25 protein-coding genes and 1 other RNA gene are annotated in these 25,586 nt (G+C 54.6%); 16 read left to right on the plus strand and 10 right to left on the minus strand.

Annotated elements, in window-relative coordinates; translation table 11 throughout:
• Window positions 1–3 precede the first annotated feature (3 nt).
• The 4 genes from cyoC to TH19_RS17455 all read left to right on the plus strand — a co-directional run bounded on the left by cyoC (window position 4) and on the right by TH19_RS17455 (window position 2,759).
• Window positions 4–624: a cytochrome o ubiquinol oxidase subunit III gene (gene cyoC / locus TH19_RS17440; RefSeq protein WP_114103640.1), complete on the plus strand. Its 621-nt coding sequence runs from the start codon at window positions 4–6 to the stop codon at window positions 622–624.
• A complete protein-coding gene (locus tag TH19_RS17445) occupies window positions 621–1,001 on the plus strand; it encodes a cytochrome o ubiquinol oxidase subunit IV (RefSeq protein WP_114103641.1) in 381 nt (126 codons plus the stop codon). Before cyoC ends, TH19_RS17445 begins: the two co-directional genes overlap by 4 nt.
• A 95-nt stretch (window positions 1,002–1,096) precedes the next feature.
• Window positions 1,097–1,894, plus strand: coding sequence for an SURF1 family protein (locus TH19_RS17450; protein WP_258548019.1), 798 nt, complete (start codon window positions 1,097–1,099; stop codon window positions 1,892–1,894).
• 220 nt (window positions 1,895–2,114) lie between these two features.
• Window positions 2,115–2,759: a glutathione S-transferase family protein gene (locus TH19_RS17455; protein WP_114103642.1), complete on the plus strand. Its 645-nt coding sequence runs from the start codon at window positions 2,115–2,117 to the stop codon at window positions 2,757–2,759.
• Between the two features lie 87 nt (window positions 2,760–2,846).
• On the opposite strand, the gene TH19_RS17460 is transcribed toward TH19_RS17455, so the two are convergent.
• From TH19_RS17460 to TH19_RS17480, 5 genes are all read right to left on the minus strand, one after another.
• Window positions 2,847–3,404, minus strand: coding sequence for a peroxiredoxin-like family protein (locus TH19_RS17460; protein ID WP_114103643.1), 558 nt, complete (start codon window positions 3,402–3,404; stop codon window positions 2,847–2,849).
• A gap of 125 nt (window positions 3,405–3,529) precedes the next feature.
• Complete coding sequence (locus TH19_RS17465) at window positions 3,530–4,165, minus strand: class I SAM-dependent methyltransferase (protein WP_114103644.1); 636 nt, start codon at window positions 4,163–4,165, stop codon at window positions 3,530–3,532.
• A gap of 150 nt (window positions 4,166–4,315) precedes the next feature.
• Complete coding sequence (locus TH19_RS17470) at window positions 4,316–4,897, minus strand: TetR/AcrR family transcriptional regulator (protein ID WP_114103645.1); 582 nt, start codon at window positions 4,895–4,897, stop codon at window positions 4,316–4,318.
• Window positions 4,898–5,026: 129 nt separating this feature from the next.
• Window positions 5,027–5,554, minus strand: a complete 528-nt coding sequence (locus TH19_RS17475; RefSeq protein WP_114103646.1) for a dihydrofolate reductase — start codon at window positions 5,552–5,554, stop codon at window positions 5,027–5,029.
• Window positions 5,554–6,348, minus strand: coding sequence for a thymidylate synthase (locus TH19_RS17480; RefSeq protein ID WP_114103647.1), 795 nt, complete (start codon window positions 6,346–6,348; stop codon window positions 5,554–5,556). Before TH19_RS17480 ends, TH19_RS17475 begins: the two co-directional genes overlap by 1 nt.
• A 297-nt stretch (window positions 6,349–6,645) precedes the next feature.
• Here TH19_RS17480 and TH19_RS17490 point away from each other — a divergent pair, with 297 nt between their 5' ends.
• The 3 genes from TH19_RS17490 (at window position 6,646) to TH19_RS17500 (ending at window position 9,976) form a co-directional block, all read left to right on the plus strand.
• Window positions 6,646–8,898 carry a DUF4347 domain-containing protein gene (locus tag TH19_RS17490; RefSeq protein ID WP_114103649.1) on the plus strand — a complete coding sequence of 751 codons (2,253 nt, stop codon included), beginning with the start codon at window positions 6,646–6,648 and terminating at the stop codon, window positions 8,896–8,898.
• 30 nt (window positions 8,899–8,928) lie between these two features.
• Window positions 8,929–9,295, plus strand: a transfer-messenger RNA (tmRNA) gene (gene ssrA, locus TH19_RS17495).
• A gap of 138 nt (window positions 9,296–9,433) precedes the next feature.
• Window positions 9,434–9,976, plus strand: a complete 543-nt coding sequence (locus tag TH19_RS17500) for an SspB family protein (protein WP_114103650.1) — start codon at window positions 9,434–9,436, stop codon at window positions 9,974–9,976.
• A gap of 94 nt (window positions 9,977–10,070) precedes the next feature.
• Here TH19_RS17500 and TH19_RS17505 read toward each other — a convergent pair whose 3' ends face one another.
• Complete coding sequence (locus tag TH19_RS17505) at window positions 10,071–11,006, minus strand: AEC family transporter (protein WP_114103651.1); 936 nt, start codon at window positions 11,004–11,006, stop codon at window positions 10,071–10,073.
• A 98-nt stretch (window positions 11,007–11,104) separates the two neighbouring features.
• Here TH19_RS17505 and TH19_RS17510 point away from each other — a divergent pair, with 98 nt between their 5' ends.
• From TH19_RS17510 to TH19_RS17525, 4 genes are all read left to right on the plus strand, one after another.
• Window positions 11,105–12,007, plus strand: coding sequence for a LysR family transcriptional regulator (locus TH19_RS17510; protein ID WP_114103694.1), 903 nt, complete (start codon window positions 11,105–11,107; stop codon window positions 12,005–12,007).
• Between the two features lie 113 nt (window positions 12,008–12,120).
• On the plus strand, window positions 12,121–13,737 hold the full coding sequence (locus TH19_RS17515; RefSeq protein ID WP_114103652.1) for a fumarate hydratase: 1,617 nt from the start codon (window positions 12,121–12,123) through the stop codon (window positions 13,735–13,737).
• 163 nt (window positions 13,738–13,900) lie between these two features.
• Window positions 13,901–14,821, plus strand: a complete 921-nt coding sequence (locus TH19_RS17520) for a DMT family transporter (protein ID WP_114103653.1) — start codon at window positions 13,901–13,903, stop codon at window positions 14,819–14,821.
• 229 nt (window positions 14,822–15,050) lie between these two features.
• The gene (locus tag TH19_RS17525) at window positions 15,051–16,484 is read left to right on the plus strand and encodes a methyl-accepting chemotaxis protein (RefSeq protein ID WP_181846465.1); all 1,434 of its coding nucleotides are present in this window, start codon (window positions 15,051–15,053) and stop codon (window positions 16,482–16,484) included.
• A 27-nt stretch (window positions 16,485–16,511) separates the two neighbouring features.
• Here the strand turns inward: TH19_RS17525 and TH19_RS17530 are convergent, their stop codons facing one another.
• Window positions 16,512–17,612, minus strand: coding sequence for an AbrB family transcriptional regulator (locus TH19_RS17530; protein WP_258548020.1), 1,101 nt, complete (start codon window positions 17,610–17,612; stop codon window positions 16,512–16,514).
• A gap of 252 nt (window positions 17,613–17,864) precedes the next feature.
• Here TH19_RS17530 and TH19_RS17535 point away from each other — a divergent pair, with 252 nt between their 5' ends.
• On the plus strand, window positions 17,865–18,497 hold the full coding sequence (locus tag TH19_RS17535; RefSeq protein ID WP_114103656.1) for an alpha/beta family hydrolase: 633 nt from the start codon (window positions 17,865–17,867) through the stop codon (window positions 18,495–18,497).
• Between the two features lie 58 nt (window positions 18,498–18,555).
• Here the strand turns inward: TH19_RS17535 and TH19_RS17540 are convergent, their stop codons facing one another.
• The gene (locus tag TH19_RS17540) at window positions 18,556–18,951 is read right to left on the minus strand and encodes a VOC family protein (protein ID WP_258548021.1); all 396 of its coding nucleotides are present in this window, start codon (window positions 18,949–18,951) and stop codon (window positions 18,556–18,558) included.
• Between the two features lie 37 nt (window positions 18,952–18,988).
• Window positions 18,989–19,426, minus strand: a complete 438-nt coding sequence (locus tag TH19_RS17545) for a VOC family protein (RefSeq protein WP_114103657.1) — start codon at window positions 19,424–19,426, stop codon at window positions 18,989–18,991.
• A 124-nt stretch (window positions 19,427–19,550) separates the two neighbouring features.
• Here TH19_RS17545 and TH19_RS17550 point away from each other — a divergent pair, with 124 nt between their 5' ends.
• The 4 genes from TH19_RS17550 (at window position 19,551) to TH19_RS17565 (ending at window position 23,502) form a co-directional block, all read left to right on the plus strand.
• Window positions 19,551–20,255 (plus strand): helix-turn-helix transcriptional regulator, encoded by a 705-nt coding sequence (locus TH19_RS17550; RefSeq protein ID WP_114103658.1) that lies wholly within the window; start codon window positions 19,551–19,553, stop codon window positions 20,253–20,255.
• Window positions 20,239–20,631: a TfoX/Sxy family protein gene (locus TH19_RS17555; protein WP_114103659.1), complete on the plus strand. Its 393-nt coding sequence runs from the start codon at window positions 20,239–20,241 to the stop codon at window positions 20,629–20,631. Before TH19_RS17550 ends, TH19_RS17555 begins: the two co-directional genes overlap by 17 nt.
• 168 nt (window positions 20,632–20,799) lie before the next feature.
• Window positions 20,800–22,752 carry a putative bifunctional diguanylate cyclase/phosphodiesterase gene (locus TH19_RS17560; RefSeq protein ID WP_114103660.1) on the plus strand — a complete coding sequence of 651 codons (1,953 nt, stop codon included), beginning with the start codon at window positions 20,800–20,802 and terminating at the stop codon, window positions 22,750–22,752.
• Between the two features lie 138 nt (window positions 22,753–22,890).
• The gene (locus TH19_RS17565; protein ID WP_114103661.1) at window positions 22,891–23,502 is read left to right on the plus strand and encodes a hypothetical protein; all 612 of its coding nucleotides are present in this window, start codon (window positions 22,891–22,893) and stop codon (window positions 23,500–23,502) included.
• 20 nt (window positions 23,503–23,522) lie between these two features.
• Here TH19_RS17565 and TH19_RS17570 read toward each other — a convergent pair whose 3' ends face one another.
• A complete protein-coding gene (locus tag TH19_RS17570) occupies window positions 23,523–25,586 on the minus strand; it encodes a SpoIIE family protein phosphatase (RefSeq protein WP_114103662.1) in 2,064 nt (687 codons plus the stop codon).

Here is a 25,586-nt window from a genome sequence, read left to right on the forward strand (position 1 = left end):
ACAATGGCGAATAATACTGCCTCTCAGACCGAAGCGCCGGTCTTTTACCTGAAAGAAGAGCATCACCCGGAAACCGGTACGATGCTCGGCTTCTGGATCTATCTGATGAGCGACTGCCTCATCTTTGCGATCCTGTTTGCAACCCATGGCGTACTCGGTCGCAACTATGCGGCCGGGCCTTCGCCGGCAGACCTGTTTGACCTGAAACTGGTAGCAATCAACACCTCGATGCTGCTGTTCTCGTCGATCACCTATGGCTTTGCCATGCTGCAGATGGAAAAAGGCAAGATTGCCGGAACCCAGCTGTGGTTGGCGATCACAGGCCTGTTCGGTATCGCGTTCGTCGGGCTGGAACTTTATGAGTTCCATCACCTGTGGCACATCGGTGCAACCCCGATGCGCAGTGGCTTCCTGTCGGCGTTCTATACGCTGGTTGCCACCCACGGTCTGCACGTGACGTTCGGTATCATCTGGCTTGTGACCCTGATGGTTCAGGTTTCCAAACGTGGCCTGATCCCGGAAAACAAACGTCGTCTGATGTGCCTGTCGATGTTCTGGCACTTCCTTGACGTTGTCTGGATCGGTGTTTTCTCCGTCGTTTATCTGCTGGGAGTTCTGGGATGAGTGCACATTCACACGCACATGATGACCATCACGGCGATGGTGCCTCTCACGGTACTTTCAAAAGCTATCTGATCGGTTTCATCCTGTCGGTTATCCTGACAGCGATCCCGTTCTGGCTTGTGATGGATAGCGTTCTTGACAGCAAGGTCGCAACCGCCCTGTGGATTATGGGTCTTGGTGTGGTTCAGATCGTGGTTCACATGGTCTACTTCCTGCACATGAACACCAAATCCGAAGGTGGCTGGAACATGCTGGCGTTGATCTTCACCATTGTGATCGTTGCGATTGCCATCGCTGGTTCGCTTTGGGTGATGTATCACCTGAACACCAACATGATGCCGCAGATGGATCATGAAATGATCAAGAGCTTTGGCTAAGCCATCGCTTGATATCTAAAGGGGGCGCGATACTTTTACCGGTATCGCGCCCTTTTTTGTTTCGGGAAAACAAACGTCCTTTGAAAGAAAGCGAGATGACGGAAAACCGCATTTCACAGCCCCACATCCCGCGCACTTCCCCGCGCACTGGCCCGTCCATGACCACCCGTATTGTGGTTCTGGCACTGGCAGCGATCCTGTTTTCGGGGTTCTTTGCCCTTGGCTACTGGCAGATCGAACGCCGGGCCTGGAAACTTGATCTGATCGAACGGATTGATGCGCGTGTGCATGGCGACGCGGTCGAGGCACCGACCCGTGCAGACTGGGACAATGTCAGCCGTACGCGCGATGAATATCGCAAGGTCCACGTCACCGGCACCTATCGCAATGATCTTGAAAGCCAGGTCTATACCGCGACCGATTACGGGGCGGGGTATTGGGTCCTGACGCCGCTTGTGCGGGGCGATGGCACGATTGTCATGATCAATCGCGGGTTCGTTCCGACCGAACGTCGCGAACCGGCGAGCCGCACCGACGGCATGGTTGAAGGCGAAGTCACCGTAACCGGCCTTTTGCGTATGGATGAGCCGGTTGGCACCTTTATGCGCGATAATGTGCCGAGCGAAGAACGCTGGTATTCGCGCGATGTTCGGGCGATGGCAACCAAACGGGGCCTCAATGCCGATGACGTTGCACCCTATTTCATTGATGGCAGCGGGGCCCAGAACACGGCAAAGCTTCCGATTGGCGGGCTTACCAAGATCAGCTTCCCGAATAATCACATGTCCTATGCCCTGACCTGGTTTGGGATGGCGGCTTTGACATTGGTGGCGGCATGGGTGGTGTTGCGGCCAAGGCGGCGCAAGGCTGTTGGCGATGATACCGATGATTAAACTGATCTGAAAATTCTTCCAAAACCCGGTCTTTCAGGCCGGGTTTTGTATTTGGACTGCAGGATGTCGGGCGGATGCATTTGTCTAGCCGCCTGACACCCTCCTGCCATATCGCTGTCAGGAACGTGCCTGCCATGCCGTTTACATTGTTCAGAAACAAGGGGAAATTGCCGCTCGACATCACACAGAATGACACGAGCAAACGCAAAGGAGCCCCAAGATGGCATCAGACCGGAATTTGACCTTTTACCACGCCGTTCCGTCACGCAGCGGTACAGTGCATTGGATGCTTCAGGAACTGGGTATCGCGTTTGACACCAAGCTTCTTGATCTTCAGGGTGGGGCCGGGCAGACACCGGACTATCTTGCGCTTAATCCCTTGGGCAAGGTGCCGACCATTGTGCATGGCGACACCGTGGTGACCGAGGCGGCAGCTATTTGTTGCTATCTGGCGGATGCCTTTCCAGAGGCCGGGTTGGCCCCGGCCCTTGATGATCCGATCCGCGGGGAATATCTGCGCTGGTTGTTCTTTTCACCGTCCACTATCGAGCCTGCCTTTATCGACCGGGTGCGCCAGTATGTTGCCCAAGACAGCAGTCAGAATTCCTATCGCGACTGGGATACGCTTTTGGCGATGCTGCTTGATGTTGTTGGCAAGGCCGAGCCGTGGCTGTTGGGGCAGAAATTCACAACAGTGGATGTGGTGATGGGCGCGACGATCCGGTTTGGCTGCATGTTTGGCATCTTGCCAAAAGACCCGGTGTTCGAAGCCTATATCGCGCGGATCGATGCACGCCCGGCCTATCAGCGGGCACAGGAAATTGATGCCCCCCATTTCGCCGCGGCGATGGCAGGTCGATCATAGACGGGTAATGGTATGAAGAATAAAAGGGCCGGTTCCTGCGGGTGGGAACCGGCCCTTTGTCAATTTTGACGACTTTGGTTCGGGGAGTTAGGGATTGGTATGATCAATCACTTCGCCACGTGCCGGATAGCCCTTGGCAATCACGAAATCAAGCGCGCCAAGGATCTGGTCAAAGGCCGGGCGGGCAAACGGCATGGTCTGCACGGTGCCGAAATAAAGGGTGCCGTCCGGGCGGACCAGAAACAGGCCGGGCTCGGAAAAGATCGCCGGTTCTTCATAGCCGCTAGAGGTCACGCCATTGGAGGTCGAGATATAAAGACCCCATTCACGGGCCTTGTCGAGGTCAAGGCCATAACCAAGATCAAGATTTACAAGGTCCCATTTTGCCTTGGCTTCGGTTGCGCGTTCTTCGCTGTCCGAGGACAGGACAACAACATTGACGCCGCGCTTGGCAAAGTCGGCAAGCTTGTTATCAAGGTCCTTCAGATACTTGCCGCAAATCGGGCAATGCAGGCCACGGTAAAACACGACCATGGTGAAGTTTTCAGGCGACTGATCAGCAAGCGACCATGTGCCGCCACCAACCAGCGGAACACTTAGCGACGGGACAGGCTGACGGGGGATAAGCGGGTTAATTGCGGACATCTCATTCCTCGGAATGTTGAATATGGGTGATTGGTGTCCATTATGGAACGATCATTCCGAAATGCAATGTAATTCGATCAGGATCACTGAACTGTGATCGCGGGCTTCTGAAACCTGCCGCTTATTCAGGCCTGTTTGCGCTTGGCGATGATAAAGCGTGAACCGGTTTTGGCCGGGTAGATGCCGCTTGCGATGATATCGAAACCGGCATTGCGGATCATGTCATCAAGCGTCACATAGCTGATGAAATGGACACGGGGTGCCTTGCCCAGCTTTTGCATGACCCAGATTAACGGGCGCAACAGAACAGTTTTTTCGCGTAAGCATGGGGTTTTTGAAATAAGCAGACCTCCGGCCTTCAAACGCAGACGGAGATCGCGCACCGTCTTTGCCGGATCGTCAAGCAGATGCAGCACATTGAAGGCCATGACAACGTCAAATTGCTTGTCATCCTGCTGACCCGGAATTTCGGTATGGGGGCCGTGCAAAAAGGTGACGTTTTTGATGCCCTGATCGCGTGCCTTGTCGCGTGCGATTTCGATCATGCGTCCGGAAATATCCATGCCGGTAATATGGGCGACAAACGGGGCAAGTTTGAGCGCCGTTATTCCCGTGCCACATCCGATTTCCAGAACGTGTTTTTCCGGTGAAAGATGCTGCGATGTCCGCTCCAGCGTCTTGGCATAGGCTGCTTCGTCATCTACGGGTTTTCGGGCGTATTTTTCTGCCGTGGAATCCCAGAAACGTTCGCTTTCGATCATGACATTTCCACATATCTTGCCCGGACTGTGCCGTTTGTTACTGGGGCTGACTATCGGGCAACACATGGTTGACCGCAAGCCTGAATATGTGATGCCTAGGGGAAACTGTAACCCGGTATGTGCGCGGATAACAGGGCGCACAAACAAGGATCAGTCGAGGGTCGAAAGGATGGTGGTGGTGTAATCGTCCAGTGTTTCGCGATCAGCACCGCGGCGCGACATCAGCTGAACACCCTGGATCGACCCGGCAAGGAAACGGGCAAGCGCACGGATGTTCTTGCCTTTTGCGATTGTGCCATGTGCCATGCCGCGATTAATGGCGGCCGTGAACATGTCTTCGACCCGGCGGAAAGCCTGGTGGGCGATGGCGGCAATTTCGGGGTCATGCGGGGCCAGTTCCATACCGGAATTGACCATCAGGCAACCCTTGTGCTTGCCGTCAGTGCAGCCGGTTTTGGCGGTGTCGCGGAAGGTCGTTTCAATGGCTTCGCGGCCGTCTTCGATGGAACGCAGTTTGGTGAAACGTTCGGTGCTGACCTTTTGGCTGTAATGATCAAGCACACGCAGGAACAGGGCCTTTTTGTCGCCAAAGCTTGCATACATCGACGCACGGTTAAGCCCGGTTTCATCCACCAGATCCTGAACGGAGGTGGATTCAAACCCTTTGCTCCAGAAGATGTTCATTGCGTTATCAAGAACGCTTTCTTCATCAAATCCGCGCGGCCGTGCCATATCATTTCCTTGGCTACTGATCAGAACACTGGAACGAGTGTTCTATAACTGCTGTAAACATGGATCGTATCGCCGGGAAAATCAACCATTGGGTCATCACGACGTTGTGTTGGCTGCTATGCGCTGGTTTCAAACCCGGTCAAGCGTGACGAAACTGTAATCCGGTCCGTCAGGATTTGCGATCTTTTGGCGGGCGATTTCGCGCCATTCTTCGCGCGGAAGCGGATCAAGGAACGTATCGCCATCAATATCGGCGTGGACTTCTGTCAGCTCGTAGCGCGTGGTGAAGGGCAGGGCGAGATGATAAATCTGTGCCCCGCCGGCAATGATGACTTCATTGACGCCATCGCGCGCCGCGATTTCATCGCCAAGCTTGATGGCACTTTCCATGTCATGACAGACGCGGACATTGTCGTGATCAAACGTCCAGTCGCGATCACGGGTGACAATGATGGTGGTGCGTTTGGGCAGCGGACGGCCAATCGCCTCAAACGTGACGCGGCCCATGATCATCGGTTTGCCAAGGGTCAGGGCCTTGAACCTTTTAAGGTCCTCGGGCAGTTCCCAGGGCATCCAGCCGTCTTTGCCGATTGCACCGTTTTGAGCTGCCGCGACCACGGCAACCCGTTCGATCCGGTCATTGTTGTTTGCAGGCATCAGACGGCGACCTTGCCGGCAATATGCGGGTGCGGGTCATAGCCGACCAGTTCGAAATCCTCGAACTTGAAATCAAAGATCGATTTGACGTCGGGATTGATCTTCATGGTCGGAAGCGCACGGGTTTCACGCGACAGCTGCAATTCGACCTGTTCAAGATGGTTGGTGTAAAGATGGGCATCGCCAAGGGTATGGACGAAATCACCAACGCCAAGGTCACACACCTGCGCAATCATCATGGTCAACAGCGCATAGGATGCGATGTTGAACGGCACGCCAAGGAAGATATCGGCGCTGCGCTGATAAAGCTGGCAGGAAAGTTTGCCATCCGCGACGTAGAACTGGAACAGGCAATGGCAGGGCGGAAGCGCCATGTTGGGCACATCGGCAACGTTCCATGCCGATACAATCAGGCGGCGGGAATCGGGATTGTTTTTGATCTGGTTGATCAGGTCGGTGATCTGGTCGATGGTTTGTCCATCGGCCCCACGCCATGATCGCCACTGACCGCCATAAACCGGACCAAGGTCGCCGTTTTCATCGGCCCATTCGTTCCAGATGCGTACACCGTTATCTTGCAGATATTTGACGTTGGTATCGCCATCAAGGAACCACAGCAATTCGTGGATGATCGATTTCAGATGCAGCTTCTTGGTGGTGACCAGCGGGAAACCTTTGGAGAGGTCAAAGCGCATCTGATGACCAAAGATCGATACGGTGCCGGTGCCGGTGCGGTCTTCCTTGCGCGTGCCGGTGTCGCGCACAAGGCGCATCAGATCAAGATATTGCTGCATGCTCGGTCCTGCATTTCTGGAATCGTGTTTGGGGCAGCATAGTCAGCATTGATTGTTGCGGCAACATGGTGGTTGGCCGATAGAGCCATCAAACCGTATTTTGTCTCGGGCAGCGATTGCGTACGCGCGGCGGGTGATGAACCGGTTCATGAGGAATTGACATTTCATCCCCGTTTCAAGTGCCTGAGAGTTGCATTCGGACCGGTGCTTTTCAAAACGTCCCCCGGCATTAGTGATCATTCCTGGCTGTCGTACCCTTTTGGCAAATTCAAACATGTTTGTTGCCAGGAGGATTGAATGAACGATCAACAGGCTTGTCTTGGCCAACCCGCGGGACTTTCCAATTGGGGCGATGTTCATCCTATTCGTCTGGAAGAACGGTTTATGTTTGATGCCGCCGGGGCCGTCACCGGTGCCGACGCCGCACAGGATGCGGCCGCCCAGAATGAAGCGGATAGTGCGCAGGGTGAAGGCCGGGAGTCCGGTGCCGATGTAACAGCAAATGGCGGTGACAGGGAGGACATCGGTGATCTTGGTCTTTCGGGGCCGCAATCGGAACAAACCCGGCGTGAAATCATGTTTGTCGATAGCAGGGTGGATAACCTTGCAACTGTTCTGGCCGCGGTTGCAGATAATGTTGAAGTCCATGTGCTGTCAGAGAATGCAACCATGGCCGACATTGCCAATTTTCTTGAGATCACAGGGGATGTTGATGCCATTCACATTGTCAGTCACGGTGTTGCAGGCGGGATTGTCCTTGGTGGACAGAATATCAATACGGACAAGGTTGCCGCGATGACCGGGGAGCTTGAGCGGATCGGAAACAGCCTGAACGCAGGTGGGGATATCCTGTTATATGGCTGTGACATCGCAAAGGGTGGCGAGGGGGCAGCGTTTTTATCTCTGGTTGCGGCGTTAACGCGGGCCGATGTTGCGGCATCAAATGATGTTACAGGCACTGGGGGAAACTGGATACTGGAAGAGGCTACGGGTAGCATCGAAAGCCGGGGCGCCGTTACCGGGAGCCCGGCTGTGGTACTGGCGTCAGGCCCTAATATTGGCAATCTGGATGGCGATACGGTCAATTTCACCGAGGGCGACAGCCCGGTTTACATTGATGCCAGTCAGGACTTGACGGTAACAGACGCCGATTCCGCCAATTTCAATGGCGGGTCGCTGGTGATTGCATTCACGTCAAACTACGACCCGGATGATGACCGGCTTCGCATTGATAGATCCGGCACTGTATCGGCAACAAACGGGCTGGCGTCGGGTTCGAGCATTTCCGTTGGCGGGCAGGTGATTGCCACGGTTACAACATCGGATCTTGAGAACGGGCAATTTGTCCTGTCGCTGAGCGCGAATGCGACAAGTGCCAACATGCAGGCCTTCATGCGGGTTCTTCAGTACGAGAATAACAACACCGAAACGATTGAAGAAACAGATCGCCAGATCGGGTTCCAGATTTCCGATGACAACAACATCACCGGAAATGCCGCCTATGTGACGATTTCGGTAAAGTCCGTGAATAATGCGCCCAGTTTAAACGGGGCGAATGGCGGGGGACTGTTCAAACCCAATGGAACCCCGGTGGTGATTGATGGGGATATGACCGTGTCAGACCCCGAACATAACGATAATGGTAATTACACCGATGCCGTTTTCAGGATCACCCGCAATGGCAATGGCAATGGCAATGACAGTGGCAACGCCAATGATGTGTTTTCTGCGACTGGAAATCTGGGGACCTTGACCGAGGGGGGTGACCTGATTCTGAACGGCGTGAAAATCGGAGAGGTGACTACGAATTCGGGTGGGGTTCTTAAGATCACCTTTGACAGTGATGCTACACAGGCACGGGTCAATGAGGCGATTCAGTCAATCGCCTATGCCAACCAGTCAGGTACACCACCGTCCGAGGTTAAATTGAAACTGAGCTTTACGGACGCGGCAGATTATCATTCCCAAACGGACAAGGAAGTTATCGCCACCGTCACCATCAATATTGATGTGCCTTCGGATGCCGATGAATTTATCCCGCCTGTCGTGTCAGATGGCGGGGGGGAGGTTCCCCCGTTGGGGGCGGGGCCCGCGCCGGAAATGGTGCCCGATGGCGGCGCGCCGGTTGCAGGCAGCATGATCGTACCGGGCAATTCGGGGGATGCTGTGAACAGTTCTGTGACCGGTCAAATGGGGGACACCAGTACAATTGGTCAATCTTCGACGCCGGTTGCAAGCAGTTTGCAGCTTTATCGAAGTCCGGCAAGCTGGCCGGTTCGGGCCCAGACAGATGCCGATGAAAGGCGTGTCGACAATCAGCTGATATCCGGGGGATATCACGAAGATCAGTGGTTTGATTCGGATTTATCAGCAAGTAACGATGCAGACCCTGATCGGGAAGCGCCGGACACAGAGGCGAACAGTGCGGAAGATATCGTCTTTGATGCCGATTTTACGGCACAATTGGCGCACTGGGGGCGTGATGACGCCGATATGATTGATAAACTTGAAGCCGCATTGCGCGAACATCAGGTGCCGCAGGTGGTTTGATGGCGAAAATTTACGAGAATTTTGGGCATCCCCCTTGTGAAACGGGGGATGTTTGATCTATATAGGGCCTGTCGGGGCAACCCGACTACGGCGCTAAACTGCGTGACAGAATAGGCTTTACGGACCCGGGGGCGGTACCCGGCGGCTCCACCAAATTTACGGTTGCCCGACTCAGGCAATCTTCGTGGGGCCGAAATAGGATCGACGTGAGCAGTAAAAGTCAATGTGGGCGCTCGGCATGGTACCACCGCATCGGGCCAATGTTTGTAAATGCAAACGACAACAATGCTCCGGTTGCTGTTGCTGCGTAAGCGGTACTAGCACCAAAGCGAAATTCCGGTTGCCGGGAGCGGTAATTTGGTGGGGGACGGGGCACCTAGCAACAGAACGCCCCACTCTTGTATTTATTCCCCGCTTCGTTATGAATAGAGTCATTGTAATGCAGACCACGATGTAATTGGTCTGCTAAGATGCTATATGACAATGACGGGATGTATCGGAAAAAGCCGGTATCCCGCCAGATACAGGATTACTGATGCAGAAACCGGAAGAATTCCGATACGATCTTATGGTCGACCAGGCGCTGCGCGGCGTGGTGAAAGACATCCTTGCGCGCGTGGCCGAAGAAGGCCTTTTCGGCGAGCATCATTATTATATCACCTTCCAGACCAATCATCCCGGTGTTGCCCTGCCTGAAAGTCAGCGCAAAGCACACCCCGATAACATCACGGTTGTTCTGCAACACCGATTCTGGGATCTGAAATCCGAAGATGATCATTTCTCGGTCGGAATGAGCTTCGATGGGATGCCGACCACCGTGGTCGTGCCGTTTGATGCGATGCTGGCCTTTGTCGATCCGTCCGCCAACTTCATGCTGACCTTCAGTGTTGAAGAAGAAATGGATGACGATGATTTCGACTTCGAGGAAGAGGACGATCTGGATGTTGATCTGCTTGATGATGACGAAGACACCACACCGACCTTGGTGACCGAGCCGTCAAAATCACGCAAAAAGCCCAAAGCCGATAGCGGCGAAACCGGCGAAGTCATCGCACTGGATGCGTTCCGCAAGAAATAAGACCGACTTGTCGTTGGGCAAGCAGCACAGGAATAAAGATTACGGGTCTGACACCAATGTGTCGGACCCGTTTTCATTTCCGGTTCAGTTCAGATCAGGCAATCGCCAGATAGGCCGACAGGGTACCAACCGATAGGATGGTGGTGATCAGGATCATTCTCCCGGTCAGGACACTTTTGCGTTCATAAAACTCGGCCAGCATGAACGGGCCGGTGCCGGTCGGAAGGGCGGCAAGCAGGATGGCAATATGGGCCATTTGGCTTGGCAGGCCAAGAACGGGTACTGCCATCACCCATGTCAGGGCCGGTTGGGCAACCAGTTTGAGGAAGACGAAAATTCCCGTGGTACTCCATTTCTCGTGCTTTTGATTGGCGGTGCGATCCGCCAGAAACAGACCAAGTGCAATCAGCGCACAGGGGGCAGCCGCCCCGCCAACAAGTTTCAGATAGACATCAACCGTATCGGGAAGCTCCCACGGGGACAGCATCACCAGGGTGCCAAGGGTCGGTGCGATCAGAAGCGGGTTTTTGACCAGTGCCTTAAGGGTTTTAAGCACGATATGCAGGCGGCTGGTTTCCTGTTGCAGGCCAAACTCGATCAGGATGATGGCAATGGCAAACAGCACGCAGGCGGTCAGGATGGTGGCAATCAGGGTGGCGGCCAGCCCGCTTTCACCGATCAGGGCCAGAACAAGCGGAAAGCCCAGAAAACCGGCATTGGCATAACTTGTGGTCAGGCCATCAATCACGGCATCGACCAGATGATGACCACTGGCAATACGCATCACGATGGTCAGGATGAACACAACGCCACAGCCAAATCCGAAAGCCAGAATGAAGTCGGGCTGCCAGATTTCATGCGGTTCGGCCTTTGCCATGATATCAAACAACAGGGCAGGCAGGGCAAAATAAACCACAAGCCGATTGATCTCGCGCGTGGCGGTCGGGCCAAGGGCACCGCTTTTGCGTGCAATCCATCCCGTCAGGATCAGCGCGAAAATCGGCAGAATAATCAAAATCTGGGCAAGCATATTCAAAAATCCGAAAGTTGATGCCCTGCTTTTACCCATGATCAATCATGCATACCAATGCTATGTTATGTCGTGATCAATACTTTATGGGTATCAATATGGAAATTCGTCAGATGCGCTATTTCGTGGCGCTGGCCGAGACATTGCATTTTGGCAAGGCCGCGGCACGGATGAATATGACACAGCCCCCGTTCAGCCGTCAGATTGCCGCGATCGAGCGGGAAATGAAGGTGGAGCTTGTTGTTCGAAATTCACGGCATGTTGCCCTGACCCTTGCCGGGCAACGTTTCCTTGATGATGCCCGGCGGGTGTTGGCCCTGCTGGACGCGGCATGCCGGGATGCGCGCCTGGTCAGTCAGGGACAAATCGGTGAATTGCGTCTTGGTTTCATGATGCATGCCGCCCATCGGCTTGTGCCCGACATTATCAGGCGCTATGCCCAGATACGGCCCAATGTGAAAATCGTTCTGGCCGAAACAACACCGGGCAATATCAGGCAGCAACTGGCGCAAGGGGAACTTGATGCCGCGATCACATTTGCCGAGCCAATGGCCCCCGAGTTCGACAGTATTTCAATCCTGACCGATCAACTGTGTCTGATTGCGCCATCCGGGCACCCGTTGGCCTTGCGCGATAAAATCCGGGCATCCGATCTTGAAGACGTCGATCTGATTGTTGCCCCGGAACATATCGCAAGCCCGCTTTATGCCGCGATCATGCAATATTGCCAGACGGCGGGTTTTGTCCCGGCCATCAAGTTTGCCCCCCATCTGCAACATACGATTGTTCGACTGGTGGCTGCTGGTCTTGGGGTTGGTTTGGTTCCGGCATCAATTTGCGATGATACGATGTCCGAGGTTGTGGTCAGGCCGCTTGAATTTCCACCATCTTTTGAAGTGGTTTTGACCTTTGCGCAGAACTCGATAAATCCGGCTGTTGCGGCACTTGTGGAAATGTTTGAAGACGGGGGCACGACCGTTGCTGATAGATCAGGTGCGTAAATTTACGTGCAACGGCAAAGAACCTAGAAATTTCTGTGCTGAGGCGCTATGTTCCGCCTCAAATATCGAGAAAAACAAACCCACCTTGTTTTTGAGAGAGACGAGAGCCTTCCATGAGTGATTTTGTCTATAAACCCATGTTCGATCAGGGGAAGGACACGACCCCGTACCGCAAGATCGGCGATGAGGGTGTTTCCACCGTTGACGTCAATGGCGAGACCTATTTGAAGGTTGAACCCGAAGCGATTGAAAAACTGACCCTTCAGGCGTTTTTTGATTGTTCGCACCTTTTGCGTCCGGGCCATCTTGAACAGCTTCGCAAAATCCTTGATGACGAAGAAGCCACGCCGAACGACAAGTTCGTTGCGATGGATCTTCTGAAAAATGCTTCCATCGCCTCGGGCGGTGTGTTGCCGATGTGTCAGGATACCGGAACGGCAATCGTCATGGGCAAACGTGGTGGCAAGGTCATCACCGATGGTTCCGATGAGGAAGCGCTGTCCAAAGGTATCTGGCAGGCTTATCAGAAGCACAATCTGCGCTTCTCGCAGGTATCGCCGCAGAACATGTTCGAAGAAAAGAACACTGGTTCGAACCTTCCGGCGCAGATCGACCTTTATGCGACCAAGGGCGATGAATACAAATTCATGTTCATGGCAAAGGGCGGCGGGTCTGCCAACAAGACCTTCCTGTTCCAGCAGACCAAGGCGCTTTTGAACCCGGAAAGCCTGCGCAAGTTCCTGGATGAGAAAATCCGCACCCTTGGCACTTCGGCGTGCCCGCCTTATCACCTTGCCATCGTCATTGGTGGTACGTCGGCAGAAGCCTGCCTTAAGACCGTGAAAATGGCGTCGGCGCGTTACTATGATAACCTTCCGACCGAAGGTGGCGATCATGGTCAGGCCTATCGTGACCTTGAATGGGAACAGAAGGTTCTTGAGATGACCCGCGAAATGGGCATCGGCGCACAGTTTGGCGGCAAGTATTTCTGCCACGATGTGCGTGTGATCCGCCTGCCGCGTCACGGTGCAAGCTGCCCGGTTGGTCTGGGTGTTTCATGCTCGGCTGACCGTCAGATTCTGGGCAAGATCACCAAGGACGGTATCTTTATCGAGGATCTCGAACATGATCCGGCGAAGTACCTGCCGCAGGTAACGGACGAGCATCTTGACGACGAAGTGGTCAAGGTTGACCTGAACCGTCCGATGGATGAAATCCGCAAGCAGCTTTCGCAATATTCGGTCAAAACGCGCCTGTCGCTGACCGGTACGGTGATTGTGGCCCGTGACATCGCACATGCCAAAATCAAGGAACGCCTTGATGCCGGTGAAGAGATGCCCGAATACCTCAAAAACCATCCGGTCTATTATGCCGGTCCGGCAAAAACCCCGGAAGGCATGCCTTCGGGGTCGTTCGGCCCGACCACGGCTGGCCGTATGGATGCCTATGTCGAACAGTTCCAGGCGGCTGGCGGTTCGTTCGTGATGCTGGCGAAAGGCAACCGTTCCAAGGCTGTCAAGGATGCCTGTAACAAGTATGGCGGTTTCTATCTTGGTTCCATCGGCGGCCCGGCGGCACGTCTGGCACAGGATTGCATCAAGAAGGTCGAAGTTCACGAATATCCGGAACTTGGCATGGAAGCCGTTTGGAAGATCGAAGTTGAAGACTTCCCGGCCTTTATCGTCATTGATGACAAGGGCAATGATTTCTTTGCCGAATTCGGCATCTGATTTCGAACCGGTCATCCGGAAAGATAAAAACGGCGCAGGGGCAACCTTGCGCCGTTTTTTTCAATTTTCAACGCATAGCTGACCTCCGGTCAAAGGGGGTTGTGGGATGGCAGCGTAAATGGTCTGATTTCCGCAAAATCAACCCTTTATCGGAAAGTCTGATATGTCTGAAACTTCCGCGCTTCGTGCCACCAGCGCGACGGAAAGCCGACTTGTCGGTGTGACATCAGCCCTGGCCACAGTGTTTATCTGGGCCGGATGGCTGATTGCGACCCGCTATGCCATGACATCGAATTTCACGGCCGTTGATATCGGCCTTTTGCGCTTTGTCGTGCCGTTTGTGTTGCTTGCCCCGATCTGGCTTAGAAAGGGCATCTGGCCCAAGGGGCTTTCGATTGCCAATGGTCTTTTGATGCTGGCGGGATCGGGGGCGTTTTACACCCTGATGGTTGCCAGTGCCCTGCAATTCGTTCCGGCAAGCCATGTGGGCATTTTGTTGCCTGGTGTGATGGCGGTCTGGGCGGTTCTGATTGCTGTTGTGATGTTTGGCGAACGCCCGGGCAATATGCGTCTGGCCGGGTATGGGGCGGTGATTGTCGGTGTTTTGTCGCTTGTCGCGTTAAAACCGGCCGGGGCGGTCAGTAATGATATGTTGATGGGCTATGGGCTTGTATCGGCCGGGGCGTTCATGTGGGCGTGCTATACCCATGCGATGCGTCAAAGCGGCCTTGGTGCACTTGATGCCGCGGCCTTTGTCGGATTCTGGTCCTTTGTGATCATGGCGGTGATTGCGCTGTTTACCGGAACGACACTTCCCGATGCGCCGGTGGGTGACATCATGATGCTGTTGACCGCACAGGGCGTTCTGGCCGGGTGTGTTGCGGTGATTACCTATGGCCTTGCCGTGCGCCATATCGGATCAACCGGCGCATCGGCATTCGGGGCGATGACCCCGGCACTGACAGCCCTTGGCGGTGTTGTGTTGCTGGGCGAACAGGGGGGCGTCGGACTTGCCCTTGCCGTGGTTCTGGTGATCCTCGGTGTGATGGTCGCGTCCGGCGTGTTTCGCAAGGTAAAGCTGTAATCCTGTAACCGGACCAGTTCCAGAAAGCCTGCCAAGCTGGCGGGATTGTGGAAATGATTAATTGTATTGCACACGCGAAATGTGCTTTTCGCGTGTGCAATATTACGCTACTATTACGGGATGGAAGGGTAACGGAGCCCTTTCGATCCATAAAACGGCAGGCAACGAGGCTTGCGTAACCTGTTCGGTATCTTTTGGTTCCGAACTGTTTTGGCCTCGGAGTGTTCAGATGTTTGCCGGTTTCATTCGTTCCGTATCCCCCGAAAATGATCGTGATTTCCGCCGTGGCCCGCAAAATTCGGGACTGGCCGATATTTTGCGTTTGCTGCGCAAGGTCAGTGACGTTGCCGACGAGGCGACCGCCAGAAACGAGGCTGTTGCGAAAATCCTGACTGCTGTTTGTGATTACTGCAAATGGCCGATTGGCCATGCCTATTTGCGATCTGCTGATACGCTTTGTTCGGCAAAGATTTGGTCGGTCAGTCCATCAATACCGGCTTCGGCAATTGCCGAATTCCGGGCGCAATCAGAGAAAACCACCTTTGCACTTGGGCAAGGATTGATCGGCACGGTTGCGGCCAATGGTGTGGCGGTCTGTATTGCCGATGTCACAAAAAAGGACGGCTTTTTGCGTGCGGCATCGGCCCGACAAAACGGACTTCGCGGGTGTTTTGCCTTTCCGGTCAAACTGAATGGCCGGACCGAAGGCGTGATTGAATTTTTCAGCCCCGAGATCGCCGAACTCGATGACGACATGCTTGAACTTCTGGGCTTTGTGGGCGGGCAGGTCGCACGGGTTCTTGAACGCGAACAGGTTCTGCAATCACGCCAACAATTGGCGGCGGACTTCGAAAGCCAGGTTCAGGGAACGGTCGGAATGTTGGGGGCCGCGGTCAGCCAGATGCGCAGCGCCCTTGAGGTGCTTGGTGAAAGCAACGATCAGACCCGCCATTGCAGCGGTGGCATCGATCAGGCAGCGCAAGCGGCTTTGTCGCGGATTGAAAATGTTGCGGCCCGGATGGAAATCCTTAAGGGGCAGGTGATTGCCGTTGGCAAGGGGGCGGTCGAGACTGTCAAAACCACACAGGATATCGGATCGCAGGCACGCGACATGCGCGATACTTTTGCGACCCTTCAGGACCGTGCCGCTGATGCCGAAAAGATGCTGGCATCAATTTCGGCCATTGCCGCGCAAACCAAAATGCTTGGTCTGAATGCATCAATAGAAGCGGCGCGCGTCGGCGAGGCCGGCAAGGGCTTTGCGATTGTAGCCAAGGAGGTCAAGGCACTTGCCGGTCAGTCGGCCAGTGCGACCGAGGAAATTTCGCGCTGGATGGCGCTTATGCTTGGTGCGATTTCCAAGGCGGGGACGGATATCGACCTGATTGCCGAGGCGATGGATGATCTGCAAGGCCGTTCGGAACTGACGGCGTCACAAACCGGCGAACAGGCCGAAATTTGCATCTCGGTGGCAACGGATGCCAATGATGCGGTGTTTGAAGCGCGATCGGTCGGGACAAGCGTTATCGAAATTGCCAACGCGATTGCCCATACCGAAACGGTGGCAAGCGAGCTTTCCGATGCATCGAAGAACCTTGAAGTTCAGGGTGCTGAACTAAGTGACAGGGTCGAGGGGTTTGTCGGCAAGGTTCTTGCGATGTAAGGGCTGTTAACCGGGATGGTCTGATGCCTAGGTCAGATGGGCCGTTCGCTTTGCCACAAGCCGGGCAAGGGATGGTCCAAACGCCAGCACCATAAAGAACCGGGTTGCTTGCAAGACCAGAATAAAGGACAGGTCGACATTGGTACTGGCGGCGATGATGGCGACCGAATCAAGGCCGCCGGGGCTGGTTGCCAGATAGGCGGTCAATGGATCAACATCCATAAAGATCACCAACAAGGCCGAAATGCCCGCGCAAAAGCCGATCAGAACAATGATCGACAGCAATACCTTGGGAAAGGCCCGGGCGGCGTGGCGCAAAACGGGCGGGGTGAATTTAAGCCCGATCACCCAGCCGATCATCGCATAGGTCAGGCCAAGGAACCATTCGGGCAGAACGACATCCAGGAAGCCGCCAACATGCAGGATCATGGTGACAATGATCGGCACCAGAAGCGTTCCCGACGGCAGGCGCGATTTTTCCCCGACAAGGCAACAGATAACTGCCAGTGCAAGCGTGATGGCAAAGCCCGTCACATCAAGCGGCGGGAACCATTGATGGGCCTGTGCCGCGGCGGCGGCAACTTCTGGATCAACCCAGAAATTGGCGACACTGGATGCCACGGCAACAACAATCACCACACGCACATATTGCATGAAGGCGACAAGGCGTGCATCGGCACCAAAGGCCTCGGCCATGATGACCATCGCGGATGCGGCACCGGGGGATGATCCCCAAATACCTGCAGTGCCCGGCAAAACCTGTTTGACGCACAGAATCCAGCCCAGAAAGCTGCTGGCAAGAAGCGTCATCGTCGTTACACCAATGATTAGCGGCCAGTCCTGAACAAAGGAAGTCAGGATGCCGATGGTCATTGATCCACCGATCATGACGCCCAAAACCGACTGCGCGCCAAGATAAAGCGGTTTGGGCGGAGTAATGTTGGCGCCGTTGGTTCCCATGATGATGCCAATCACCATCGGGCCGACCAGAAGGGCGGCGGGGACATGCCAGTAATGCAGGAAGGCCGAGAAAACCAGAGAGACCGATACCATAAGCAGCCACTGGACTGATTTCGGTAAGCGGCCGAGGCGTTCCGGCGACGGGTGTTCGGGGCTTTCAGAAGACACGACAGGGACCTTTGCAACAAAAGGGGTGGTTTATCGCGGGTGGCGCGGCAACCATGATCCGACATCCGGATGTGTCGTTAAGGTGGGGTCGCCAAGTATAACCTTATAATCATTTGAGAATCGAGCTTTTGCCGCACGGCAGCCATGCCCGAGCATAAAATGGGTGCTGTATTCTGACAGGAGCTTGGACAGGCAGTGACAGGTTGCGTATCAATGGGGATCAACTTTGTGAGCCAAGGGGAAAGAACGGCAATGACCGATCCGATCAATTTCATGTTTGATGGCAATGAGGAGGCGAAACTGACCATTGCGCTTGCGCATGGTGCCGGGGCGCCAATGGACAGCCCGTTCATGAATGAAATGGCGGAATGTCTTGCCGCACGTGGCTGGCGGGTTGCGCGGTTTGAATTTCCCTATATGGCCAAACGCCGGATGGATGGCAAAAAGCGCGGCCCGGACCGGGCGCCTGTATTGATCCCGTTTCTGGGCGATGTGGTGACGCAGTTGGGCGGGCCGGAAAAGCTTATCCTTGGTGGCAAATCCATGGGCGGACGAATGGCCAGTATGGTTGCCGATGATCTTGGTGTGGCGGGGCTTGTCTGTCTTGGATATCCGTTCCATCCACCGGCAAAACCCGAAAACCTGCGTACAGAACATCTGGCAGCGCTTAAAACCCCGGCCCTGATTTGCCATGGCACTCGTGATCCGTTCGGAAAGCCCGATGAGATTGAAGGATATGATTTGTCAGAAGCCATCAAAATGCATTGGGTCGAGGATGGCGAACATGATTTCAAGCCGCGCAAAAATTCTGGGCGGACGCAAAGCCAGAACATAGGTGATGCGGCCAAGGCGATCTCGGATTTTGCCAATGGCCTGATCAAATGAAAACAGCCCGCCTTCTGGCGGGCTGTTTCGTTGTGATGTGGTGACGGATCAAAGCGCATTAGCCCTGTGGGTCATGGCAAACGGCTTCGATATTGACCCCGTCGGGATCAAGGATGAAGGCCCCATAGTAATGTTCGCCGTAATGTGGGCGCAGACCCGGTGCGCCGTTGTCCTGCCCACCCGCGGCCAGGGCCGCGGCATGAAAGGCATCAACGGTTTTGCGGTCCCTGGCCCGAAAGGCGACGTGGCTCATATTGCGGGGTTCTTTCATGATCCCGCCGATCCAGAATTCCGGGCCCTGATCGGTTCCGAAACCGACAAAGGCGGTGGTGCCGGTTGTTTCAGCACTTTCTTCATATTGAATGCTGACACCCAGCGGGGCGAGGGTGGCGACATAAAAGGCCTTTGATTTCTCGAAATCGGAAACCGGTAAGGAAACGTGATCAAAAATCATAGGGCTTGCTTTCAAGTGTCATTGTGGCGCGAGGAGGTCAGGACATTATTGCCTGTGCGTCATCGAGGAATTGCGCGGCATATTCCGGGGCGATCTGGCCGGTTTGGGATGCGACATCAATGCGAACCCCGTTTGGATCAAGCAGGGCAAAGTGACGCTGCCCCCACGGTTCATCGCGCAGTTCCATGGCAAATTCGAAATCGGCATTGCGCAGTTCCTTGGCGGCAATCCCGGCATCCTCGACCTCCAGACACAGCACACTTCCTTCGCCAAGGGTGGCGGCATGGAAGATGGCAGGTTGGGTGTCATGACCCGGTTTCATCAAGCCAAGCTGAACAGACGGGAAATCTGCCCAGACCAGTTGGCAATACCATTCACCGTCAAAAACCGGCGTGAAGCCGAGTTTCTGGTAAAAGGCGCGGCTTTGGGTGAATTTCTCGGTGATGATGATTGGATAGGAATTGGTGACTTTCATTGTCGTGCTCCTGACATTTGCGATTGATCCTGTCCCGATTTCGCAATGTTTGCACATCCCTCCTGACAGGAGCCTGTCAGGAGCGGTATGATAATTTTCCGGGCATGATGACGAAGGAGCGATCATGAGAAGGGCCGACAGACTATTTCGTCTTGTCCAAATCCTGCGCCGCCGGAAACTGTGCCGGGCATGTGATTTGGCCGAGGAACTTGAAGTTTCCGAACGCACCATTTACCGCGATATTCGCGATCTTGCGGCATCCGGTGTCCCGGTTGAGGGCGAGGCGGGCGTTGGATATATCCTGCGCGATGGATACGACTTGCCGCCTTTGATGTTTGATGCCGAAGAGATCGAGGCATTGGTTGTGGCCGCGCGCATGGTGCAAAGCTGGACCGATCCGCAAATGGCCCGCGCCGCAGGCGATGCACTGGTCAAGATCGAGGCGGTCTTGCCCGAAAAGATGCGCGGACTGATTGGCGGGGTGCCGATTGCGGTCGCCGAAATCGCCCAGGAACCGATTGCGATTTCCATGTCGGATCTTCGACGGGCGATCCGCGAACGCAATCTGGTGGATCTGGATTACACCGATGCCAAGGGCGATGAAACCCGACGTCGGGTCTGGCCACTCGGTATGCTGTTTTTTGGCAGCACCTGGTTGCTGGCATGCTGGTGCGAATTGCGCGAAGCGTTCCGTGTTTTCAGGGCCGACCGTATTCGCGGTATGGAAATTTCAACCAGCAAATACCGCCCGGTTCCGGGCCGTTCATTGCGTGATTATCTGATTTCCGAAGGGGTCGAAGGCGAGATACTTAATGGCATCGGTCGATAACGAGTTTGTTCTGACATTTACCGAACTTCTGACGCCGCTTGGCAACATTCGGGTGAACCGGATGTTTGGCGCCTTCGGGCTTTATTGTGATGGCGTGTTTTTCGCCATCATTGACGATGAAGTTGCCTATCTGAAAGGGGATGCGCAGACCCTTGAAGCCTATGAGGAAATGGGGATGGAGCCCTTTGTCGTGCCATCGGGGCGGGCGCAAACATTGTCCTATTACGCGGTGCCCGGCGAATGGTTTGATGATGTCGACCAGTTGATGACTTATGCCCATATGGCACTGGGGGCAGCCCATCGGGCACAGGCGGCCAAGGCGGCCAAGGCGTCAAAAAAGAAACCCGTACGGAAACGGAAGTCTTCCGGGGGGTAGAATTCAGGGACGGGCTTTCCTGTGTGCGCAAAACGGGAATTGGCTTTGGTTCTGAAATCACAAAAAGTTTTGTGCGTTTGCAGCAAAATCACCGATCTAGGGATGTTCTCTAATATAAATTCTGTATAGTGTTTCACTATGACAATGAATGTATTGGGTTCCTGATCTGTGACAGTCGGCAAGTTTGGGCAACGTGTTGCCGATATCTTCAAGATACATACCGAGAAGCCCGAACTGATCCGGGCCCAGGTTAAGGCGCTGTCACGTCAAATTCCCGTTCTTTACATGCTGCTTCTGGCCAATGCGGTCGCACTTGCCTATACCCATTACGGGGTGGCACCGGACTGGTTGACGATTTATGCCGTGCTTGTTCTGGCAACTGTTTGTATCGTGCGCGCCATTGCCTGGAGCAGGGCCACTGTTGATATCGATGATTTTGAAGCCTGTGTCGGGCATTTGCGCCGGATCAGAATTCTTGCCGTAACGGTTGCGGTCCTGTTTACCGCGTGGGCGATCACGATGTTTGATTATGGTGATGCCTATCAACAGGGGCATGTCGCCTATTTCATATCGATTACGGTTGTTGGCTGTATCTTTTGCCTTGTGAACTTCCCGCCGGCGGCGATGCTGGTGGTGGTTATTGTACTTGGCACATTCGTGCTTTTCTTCGGGTTCAGTGCGAACGAGGTTTATGTCGCGATTGCGGTGAATATGGCGCTGGTGTCGGTGATGATCATTCAGATAATCCGAAGCTTTTATGCCAATTTTGCCGGTCTGATTGACAGTCAGCTTGACCTTGAAGAACAGCACAAAACCACCATCGAACTGTCGCGCCAGAACGAGGCGCTGGCATTGATCGATCCGTTGACCGGGCTTTCGAACCGTCGCGCATTCTTTGCTTTCCTTGAGGATACCGTCAGCAAATCGGTTCCCGGCACGCAGTTTGCGGTGGCGATGATCGACCTTGACGGGTTCAAGCCGGTCAATGATGTGCATGGCCACCCGGCAGGGGATGAGCTTTTGGTTCTTGCCGGGGAAAGATTGCGCCGCATTCTGGGGCCGGAAACATTGCTGGCCCGGTTGGGCGGGGACGAGTTCGGGGTTGTTCTGACCGAACATAGTGATGCGATTGAATTGATTGATTTGGGGCAGAGCCTGTGTGCGGCACTTAACCGGCCCTTTGCCCTCAGTTCGATTTCAGTACAGGTATCGGCATCCTTGGGATTTGCGACATTTCCGAATGTGGCGCGCAGTTCGAACGGGTTGTTTGAGCGTGCCGATTTTGCCCTTTATCACGCCAAGAAGAATTGTCCGGGCGAACCTGTTTTGTTTGCAGCCCATCATGAAACACTGATCCGCCATGATTCCCAGATCGAGCAAGCCCTGCGCAAGGCCGATCTTTCAAGCGAGCTGACGCTTTTTTACCAACCGGTTTATGATCTTGGCTCTGGTGAAGTTGTTTCGATGGAAGCGCTGGCGCGCTGGGATAGCGTTTTGATGGGGCGGGTTTCGCCGGGGACATTTTTCCCGGTGGCGGAAAAAACCGGGCAGGTCAATTTCCTGACGCGGGTGCTGTTTGAAAAGCTTCTGGTCGATATGGCCGACTGGCCTGTGTCGGTTGCGGTTTCCTTCAATCTTTCGGCCCGTGACATCATTTTGTCCGATACCGTCGAATGGTTGATTGATCAGATCAAACTTCACGGCATTGACCCAAGCCGGGTGACCTTCGAGGTCACCGAAACGGCGTTTTTGCGCGATTTCGCGGCCGCCCGGACCAGCATGCGATATCTGAGAACACACGGGGCACGCATTGCCCTTGATGATTTCGGGATCGGCTATTCCAGTTTGCGCTATGTCCATGAACTTGAATTTGATGTCCTGAAAGTGGATCGCAGTTTTGTCAAACCGCTGCCGGGGAATGAACGCAGTCAGCGGATTGTCAAAACCGTGATTGATATGTGTGCCAATCTTGGCATCGATTGCATTCTGGAAGGCATTGAAACCGATCAGCAACGTGATGTGATCATTGGTCTTGGTGGTCAGTTGATGCAGGGATATTTCTTTGCCCGCCCGGACCGGGAGCCGCAGCTTGCGCCATTATCCGATATGTTGAAGTCCTGAAATCCCGATTGGATGGACAAAGCGCGAATCGGTTAATCTTCCCGCAACCAGATGGCGTTACCCTGTGGGACGCGGGATACCAAAATCAGTCAGAACTGATGGCCGGTCCCGATTTTGACGGGAACGGGGCATCTGGCAATGTCGTCTCAGACACAGGTTTCACAGTTATCTGACATCGCATTCAAAGGCGAGATTGATCTTGCCCCGGAAATTCGGGGGCGGTTGCGCCGTCTGATTGACGATCTGCCAAGTCAGCCATCCCGCCTGCGTGTTCTTGGGCATGTGCTTCTTGATCTTGGACTGAACGAATTGGCCCTGAATGCGTTCGGGCGTGCCTTGTTGCTTGATGATCTTGACCCTTCGACCCATCTTGGCCTGACGCGGGTCTATATCCAGACCGGGCAACGCGATATCGGGCTGGAACATCTTGAACTTGCCATCAGCCTGCGCCCCGACGCCCGTGAATTGCGGGTGCTTGCCGCCGATCTTCTGGGCTGTCGTGACAAGATGCGCGCCCTTGATCAGTTGGGCAAAGTTCTTGCCGCTGAACCCGATCATTCCGGTGCGCGCAAGGGGCTTGCCAATCTGGTGCGCAATGTGATTGTCGGGCGTCTGCAAGCCAAGCGCGAGATCGTTATCCGTGACCGTCCGGAAACTGTTGTCGATCATTCCCAGTTCGTCTGGGGGGATGCGGAACCGTTTGCCGATCTGGTTAAATCACGGGTCGGACGGGCGCGCTACGTTTCCTAAATACCGGTAAACAGCCGTTCCTAGATCGCACAGGGTATCGGTGTTGATTGCAGGGATATGATCGTGAAATCGTCCGACAGTTTGGCCGGGGCACGGTCCATGAACTGATCGGCGATCTGTGCGGCAAGGTCAATTTCCCGTTGGCTTTCCATGATGGTTTCACGCAACATCGAAAGTAGCTTTTCCTCGCTCAGGAACTGGCCGTCATCAAGGGTGGTTTCAATCAGGGCATCACTATAAAGCAAAAGGAAGTTAGCCCCGGTAAAGGGAACTTCGCGGGTTTCATAGCGGGCATTGCGAATAACCCCCAGCGGCACGCCTGATCCGTCAAGATAACGCGCCTGACCGGTCAGGCTGTTGCCCAAAACCGGGGAGGTGCAGGCGGCACTGGCATAACGGAATGTGTTGTGAACCCGATCAATGATCCCGTACAGCATGGTCGCATATTGTCCGACCGGCAGAAGCCCCTTGAGGTGACGGTTCAGACCTTCAAGATATTCAGCGGGGTCGCGGTCCTGCAATTGATCAGACCAGATCAGGGAATGCAGGCGGAATGTATTGAGTGCCGCACCCAGCCCGTGACCGGCAAAGTCAACGATGTAAACACCAAGGCGGTGCTCATCAATTGGCACCAAGCCCCACATATCCCCGCCCAGTTCGGATGACATCTGGAAGGTGGCACTGATCCGTAATCCGTAATCAAGCCCCGTCCCGCGATAGTTTTCCGGCGTCGGGTTCAGGTTTTCCTGCATATCGCGGGCAAGGGTCAATTCGGAACGGGTGCGTTCCTGATAGGCCTGTAACTGTTTGACCAGAAGCCGGTTTTCCAGATGGATTTTGGTGCGCGCGATCAGTTCCGCCTTGTTAAGCGGTTTCAGGATCAGGTCGGTTGCGCCATCATCAAAAATCCGGGTGCGGCCTTCGTTTTCTTCAAGGGCGGTCTGGGCAATGATCGGAGTTTTGGCAAAATCCGGATTGGCACGAAGCGCCTTGCACACGCCATAGCCGTCAAGCTTGGGCATGATGATATCAAGAATGATCAGATCGGGATCATGTTTGACGGCCTGTTCGATGGCGTCTTCGCCGTCCTTGGCAAAGACAAGATTGGTAAAGCCATCCGCCCGCAGATAGGACGCGATGATTTCACGCGATAGCATGGTGTCATCGGCAATCAGGATCGTCGCATTATATGCGTTGCGAATGTCGGCATCGGCAACCTGATGATGCTGATCCCCCAGATTGGGGCTGAAACTGTCGGTTACCGGGATCAGATCATTTGCGTCCTGAACAAATTCAAGTTCAATCGTGCGGCCCTCGCGGGCGAAATTCACGGAATGGCAGAGACTTCTGATCAGGGGCAAGCCACGGCCAAATGTTGTTTTGCGACCGGAAACCGTGGTGGGACAGGTGTCCTTGGGCGGGGTAAAGCCCTTGCCCTGGTCATTGATGGTGATGATGATCCGGCCATTCTTGCGCCGTCTGGCCGTTAGAAGAATGACGCGTGCACCATGTTTGGTGGAGGCAAGTCGGCGTCTGGTTTCCTCGCCCAGTTCGGTAAAACCGTCCATGGTTAAATGGCCGCTGGTATCAAGTTCCAGATTGCCGTGAATAAGCGAGTTGGCAAAGGCTTCCTGCACCGCCATTTCGACCGTTGCAGCGATCTTTTCACCGATCAGTCCGCGATGTCGAAGGGCGGTAACGAATTTGCGGGCAACGGGCAGATAATAGGCACTGCGGGTCGACAGGCACACCGTCAGTGCGTTCTTGCGGTCAGTCGTATCGGAGATCAGCGGGGCCAGATCGGCAAAATCAATCTCGGAGGAACATTCAATAAAGGTTTCGCAATTAAGACGGGTCAATCCCCCGAGCCATTCCCGACCGGAATCGGTTGGAAGCAGGCAGGCAGAAAAATAGCTGCCATGTGGCAGGTCTTCCGGCGTTTGGGCAACGGCATTTTGTAGCGAAACGCTTTGGGGGGATTCCCAGATCGCACCACTGGCAAGCAAGGCATCGATGTCGGTCTGCACAATCGATTGTGCAACGGCAATCGTATGGTTAATGCGGCTTTCCTTGCCAGGGGCCAT

This window comes from Thalassospira profundimaris (assembly GCF_003326675.1).
Taxonomy (GTDB): domain Bacteria; phylum Pseudomonadota; class Alphaproteobacteria; order Rhodospirillales; family Thalassospiraceae; genus Thalassospira; species Thalassospira aquimaris.

Bases quoted from the DNA above. Each gene is read 5' to 3' on its own strand.
- cyoC (WP_114103640.1), top strand. From the start codon at position 4: ATGGCGAATAATACTGCCTCTCAGACCGAAGCGCCGGTCTTTTACCTG.
- TH19_RS17445 (WP_114103641.1), top strand. From the start codon at position 621: ATGAGTGCACATTCACACGCACATGATGACCATCACGGCGATGGTGCC.
- TH19_RS17450 (WP_258548019.1), top strand. From the start codon at position 1,097: ATGACGGAAAACCGCATTTCACAGCCCCACATCCCGCGCACTTCCCCG.
- TH19_RS17455 (WP_114103642.1), top strand. From the start codon at position 2,115: ATGGCATCAGACCGGAATTTGACCTTTTACCACGCCGTTCCGTCACGC.
- TH19_RS17460 (WP_114103643.1), bottom strand. From the start codon at position 3,404: ATGTCCGCAATTAACCCGCTTATCCCCCGTCAGCCTGTCCCGTCGCTA.
- TH19_RS17465 (WP_114103644.1), bottom strand. From the start codon at position 4,165: ATGATCGAAAGCGAACGTTTCTGGGATTCCACGGCAGAAAAATACGCC.
- TH19_RS17470 (WP_114103645.1), bottom strand. From the start codon at position 4,897: ATGGCACGGCCGCGCGGATTTGATGAAGAAAGCGTTCTTGATAACGCA.
- TH19_RS17475 (WP_114103646.1), bottom strand. From the start codon at position 5,554: ATGCCTGCAAACAACAATGACCGGATCGAACGGGTTGCCGTGGTCGCG.
- TH19_RS17480 (WP_114103647.1), bottom strand. From the start codon at position 6,348: ATGCAGCAATATCTTGATCTGATGCGCCTTGTGCGCGACACCGGCACG.
- TH19_RS17490 (WP_114103649.1), top strand. From the start codon at position 6,646: ATGAACGATCAACAGGCTTGTCTTGGCCAACCCGCGGGACTTTCCAAT.
- TH19_RS17500 (WP_114103650.1), top strand. From the start codon at position 9,434: ATGCAGAAACCGGAAGAATTCCGATACGATCTTATGGTCGACCAGGCG.
- TH19_RS17505 (WP_114103651.1), bottom strand. From the start codon at position 11,006: ATGCTTGCCCAGATTTTGATTATTCTGCCGATTTTCGCGCTGATCCTG.
- TH19_RS17510 (WP_114103694.1), top strand. From the start codon at position 11,105: ATGGAAATTCGTCAGATGCGCTATTTCGTGGCGCTGGCCGAGACATTG.
- TH19_RS17515 (WP_114103652.1), top strand. From the start codon at position 12,121: ATGAGTGATTTTGTCTATAAACCCATGTTCGATCAGGGGAAGGACACG.
- TH19_RS17520 (WP_114103653.1), top strand. From the start codon at position 13,901: ATGTCTGAAACTTCCGCGCTTCGTGCCACCAGCGCGACGGAAAGCCGA.
- TH19_RS17525 (WP_181846465.1), top strand. From the start codon at position 15,051: ATGTTTGCCGGTTTCATTCGTTCCGTATCCCCCGAAAATGATCGTGAT.
- TH19_RS17535 (WP_114103656.1), top strand. From the start codon at position 17,865: ATGACCGATCCGATCAATTTCATGTTTGATGGCAATGAGGAGGCGAAA.
- TH19_RS17540 (WP_258548021.1), bottom strand. From the start codon at position 18,951: ATGATTTTTGATCACGTTTCCTTACCGGTTTCCGATTTCGAGAAATCA.
- TH19_RS17545 (WP_114103657.1), bottom strand. From the start codon at position 19,426: ATGAAAGTCACCAATTCCTATCCAATCATCATCACCGAGAAATTCACC.
- TH19_RS17550 (WP_114103658.1), top strand. From the start codon at position 19,551: ATGAGAAGGGCCGACAGACTATTTCGTCTTGTCCAAATCCTGCGCCGC.
- TH19_RS17555 (WP_114103659.1), top strand. From the start codon at position 20,239: ATGGCATCGGTCGATAACGAGTTTGTTCTGACATTTACCGAACTTCTG.
- TH19_RS17565 (WP_114103661.1), top strand. From the start codon at position 22,891: ATGTCGTCTCAGACACAGGTTTCACAGTTATCTGACATCGCATTCAAA.
- TH19_RS17570 (WP_114103662.1), bottom strand. From the start codon at position 25,586: ATGGCCCCTGGCAAGGAAAGCCGCATTAACCATACGATTGCCGTTGCA.